The organism is Craterilacuibacter sp. (assembly GCF_051659485.1).
Lineage (GTDB): Bacteria > Pseudomonadota > Gammaproteobacteria > Burkholderiales > Chromobacteriaceae > Craterilacuibacter.
Genome location: NZ_JBOFOO010000014.1, coordinates 1 through 3,388, shown reverse-complemented (window position 1 = coordinate 3,388; position 3,388 = coordinate 1). Strand labels below are relative to the sequence as shown.

General features: G+C 61.6%; 4 protein-coding genes. All 4 read left to right on the top strand.

All coding sequences use genetic code 11. The annotated features are described in order from the left end of the window. The first annotated feature begins 146 nt into the window (after positions 1–146). Positions 147–1,541, top strand: a complete 1,395-nt coding sequence (cysG, locus tag ACRC1E_RS00405; protein ID WP_438513130.1) for a siroheme synthase CysG — start codon at positions 147–149, stop codon at positions 1,539–1,541. 44 nt (positions 1,542–1,585) lie between these two features. Beyond that, on the top strand, positions 1,586–1,987 hold the full coding sequence (locus ACRC1E_RS00400) for a PTS sugar transporter subunit IIA (protein WP_438513129.1): 402 nt from the start codon (positions 1,586–1,588) through the stop codon (positions 1,985–1,987). Further along, positions 1,980–2,249: an HPr family phosphocarrier protein gene (locus ACRC1E_RS00395; RefSeq protein ID WP_124735941.1), complete on the top strand. Its 270-nt coding sequence runs from the start codon at positions 1,980–1,982 to the stop codon at positions 2,247–2,249. The genes ACRC1E_RS00400 and ACRC1E_RS00395 overlap by 8 nt, the downstream gene beginning before the upstream one ends. A gap of 27 nt (positions 2,250–2,276) precedes the next feature. Continuing rightward, positions 2,277–3,388, top strand: a 1,112-nt coding sequence (locus tag ACRC1E_RS00390; RefSeq protein ID WP_438513128.1) for a phosphoenolpyruvate--protein phosphotransferase, incomplete at its 3' end; no start/stop codon positions are given.

Sequence of the window (3,388 nt, the reverse complement as noted above, 5' to 3'; positions counted from 1 at the left end):
CCCGAGTCCCGAGTCCCGAGTCCCGAGTCCCGAGTCCCGAGTCCCGAGTCCCGAGTCCCGAGTCCCGAGTCCCGAGTCCCGAGTCCCGAGTCCCACCATCTACCCGTTTCGGGTTATGCTGACAGTCTGCTGTATTGGAGCCGGCTGTGGACTATTTTCCTATTTTCATGAAGTTGCAGGGCGAAGCTTGCCTGCTGGTCGGCGGGGGTGAGGTTGCCGTGCGCAAGGCGCGTTTGTTGCGCGAAGCGGGGGCGCGGCTGACGGTTATCGCGCCCGAACTGGCCCCCGAGTTGGCCGCATGGGTTAAGGCGGGTGAAGTTGAGCATATCGCGGCGCCTTTTCACCCTGATATGCTGGGCTGTCCGCGCCTGGTGATTGCCGCCACCCAGTTACGCGAAGTCAACCGACAGGTGGCCGATTGCGCCAAGGCGGCCGGAATTCCGGTCAATGTTGTGGATGACCCCGAGCTGTCCGGCTTTATCACCCCGGCCATTATCGACAGATCCCCCATGGTGATTGCGGTATCGACCGGCGGCAAGGTGCCGGTATTGGCACGCTTGATGCGCGCTCGGCTGGAGAGCCTGATTCCTGCCGGATATGGTGCGCTGGCGCGCTTTGCCGGCGACTGGCGCGATCGGGTCAAGGCGCGTTTTACCCAGGTGGATGAGCGCCGTGCCTTCTGGGAAGCGGTGCTGCAAGGGCCGTTGGCCGAAGCGGTGATGGCTGGTAGTGATGCCCGGGTGGCGTCGGATATGGATGCCTTGCTGGCGAGCGATGCGCGCTGGCACGAGGGCTGTGTTTATCTGGTCGGTGCCGGGCCGGGCAACCCCGATCTGCTGACCTTTCGCGCGCTGCGCCTGATGCAGCAGGCCGATGTGGTGCTGTACGACAAGCTGGTGGCGCCCGAACTGCTGGAGCTGGTACGTCGCGATGCCGAGCGTATCTATGTCGGCAAGGCCCGTGCCGATCATGCGCTGCCGCAGGATGATATCAACAGCCTGATGGTCAGGCTGGCCAAGGAAGGGCGGCGCGTATTGCGCCTGAAAGGCGGCGATCCGTTTACCTTTGGCCGCGGCGGCGAAGAGATCGACAGCCTGGCCGAAGAAGGCATCCCGTTCGAGGTGGTGCCGGGGATTACTTCGGCTTCGGGGGCGGCAGCTTATGCCGGCATTCCGCTGACCCATCGCGATTACGCACAGTCGGTGGTGTTTGTCACCGGCCATATGAAAGACGGCAGCTTCAATCTCGATTGGCCGGCGTTGACGCGCGAGCAGCAGACGGTGGTGGTGTATATGGGCTTGAGCAGCATCGCAGGCCTGTGTGAGGGCTTTATCCTTCATGGCAAGGCGGCCACGACGCCGGCGGCGATTGTCGAGTGGGCAACTACCGCCCGTCAGCGTACCTTGACCGGCACCTTGGCCGATCTGCCGGCTTTGGCGCAAGAGCATGGCATTCAGTCGCCGGCCCTGATTATTGTCGGTGAAGTGGTGCAATTGGCCGATCGTCTGGCGTGGTACCGCCGCAAGCCCGTTGGCGGCTGATACAATTGCCGTAATCTGCGCAGGGTAAAATAGGGAGCATCACCATGATCGGCATTTTGCTGATTACCCACTACACACTGGGCGACAGCCTGCTTGAGTGTGCCAGCCATGTGCTGGGATATGTACCGGACAATGCCCGCGCATTGGCGGTTGCCTGCGACGAGGATCCGGATGCGTTGCTGCAATCGGCACAAAAGCTGATTGCAGCACTGGATAGTGGTAGCGGAGTGCTGGTGCTGGCCGATATGCAGGGCGGCACACCAGCCAATATTGCCTGCCGGCTGGCGCTGGCCGACAAGGTCGCGGTGGTGAGCGGGGCCAATCTGCCCATGCTGGTGCGCGCCTTGTGCTATGCCGACAATCCGCTGCAAGAAGTGGTGGCCAAGGCAATGAGCGGGGGAGAAGAGGGCGTACAGCTTATGGATAACGGGGAGCAAGATGCTTAAACAAGAAGTCGAAATCATCAACAAACTGGGCCTGCATGCACGGGCTTCCAGCAAATTTACCCAGACTGCCGGCCGCTTCAAGAGCGAGGTCTGGATTGCGCGCAATGGCCGCCGCGTCAACGGCAAAAGCATCATGGGGGTGATGATGCTGGCGGCCGGCAAAGGATCTACCGTCGAGCTGGAAGTGAACGGGCAGGATGAGACGGATGCACTGGCCGCATTATTGGGTTTGATCAATAACCGCTTCGACGAAGCGGAGTAAGCAACACCTTATCGGGGAGAGTGGGGCATGAGCATTATCCTGCACGGGGTGCCGGTTGGCGGCGGCATTGCGATCGGGCGCGCGCACCTGCTGGCACAAAGCATGAGCGATGTGCCGCATGTAGTGCTGGGCAGTGACGAAGTTCCGGCCGAGCAGCTGCGCTTTGACGAGGCGATCCGTGCCACGCGCAAGGAGCTGGAAATGCTCAGGGGCAGCATCCCGCAAAATGCGCCGGCCGAGCTGGGGGCATTTTTGTCGCTGCACATCATGCTCTTGGGCGACATCACCATCTCGTACGAGCCGCGCGAGATTATTGTCGAGCAGAACTGCAATGCCGAGTGGGCGCTCAAGCTACAGTGCGACCGTCTGGTCGAGCAGTTTGAAGCCATGGACGACGAGTATCTGCGCGAGCGCAAACACGATGTCCTGCAGGTGACCGAGCGCATCTTCAAGAATCTGCGTGGCCATAGTGGCGAGTTGTCGGCCCCCGATATTCTGGCCGACGATACCATTCTGGTGGCGCACGATCTGTCACCGGCCGACATGGTGTATTTCAAGGAATCCAACGTCGCCGCCTTCATTACCGATGTCGGCGGTGCCACCAGTCACACCGCCATTCTCGGCCGCGGCCTCGACCTGCCTTCTGTGATTGCCCTGCACCACGGGCGCGAGCTGATTTGCGAAGACGAAACCATCATCGTTGACGGCTTGCAGGGCGTGGTCATCATTAACCCCGAACCGGTGGTGCTGGCCGAATACCGACGCCGCCAGCGCGCCTGGCGCGACAAGAAGCGCAAGTTGTCCAAGGTGCGCAAAGCGCACGCCACCACCCTCGACGGTACGGTGATCGAACTACTGGCCAATATCGAATTGCCTACCGATGCGGGTGATGTGAATAGCAGCGGCGCCGCCGGGGTCGGCCTGTTCCGCAGCGAGTTTTTGTTCCTTGGGCGCGATACCCTGCCGTCGGAAGAAGAACAGTATCTCGCTTACCGCGAAGTGGCCGAAGCGCTCAAGGGCGCGCCGGTGACGATACGCACCATGGATCTGGGCGCCGACAAGAATCCTAAGTGGCTAGGGCGCAGCAGTGCAGAAAACCCGGCGCTGGGGCTGACCGGCATCCGCCTGTGTCTGGCCGA

Excerpts from the sequence above, each read along its gene's own strand:
- ACRC1E_RS00400 (WP_438513129.1), top strand. The coding sequence starts at position 1,586 with ATGATCGGCATTTTGCTGATTACCCACTACACACTGGGCGACAGCCTG.
- ACRC1E_RS00395 (WP_124735941.1), top strand. The coding sequence starts at position 1,980 with ATGCTTAAACAAGAAGTCGAAATCATCAACAAACTGGGCCTGCATGCA.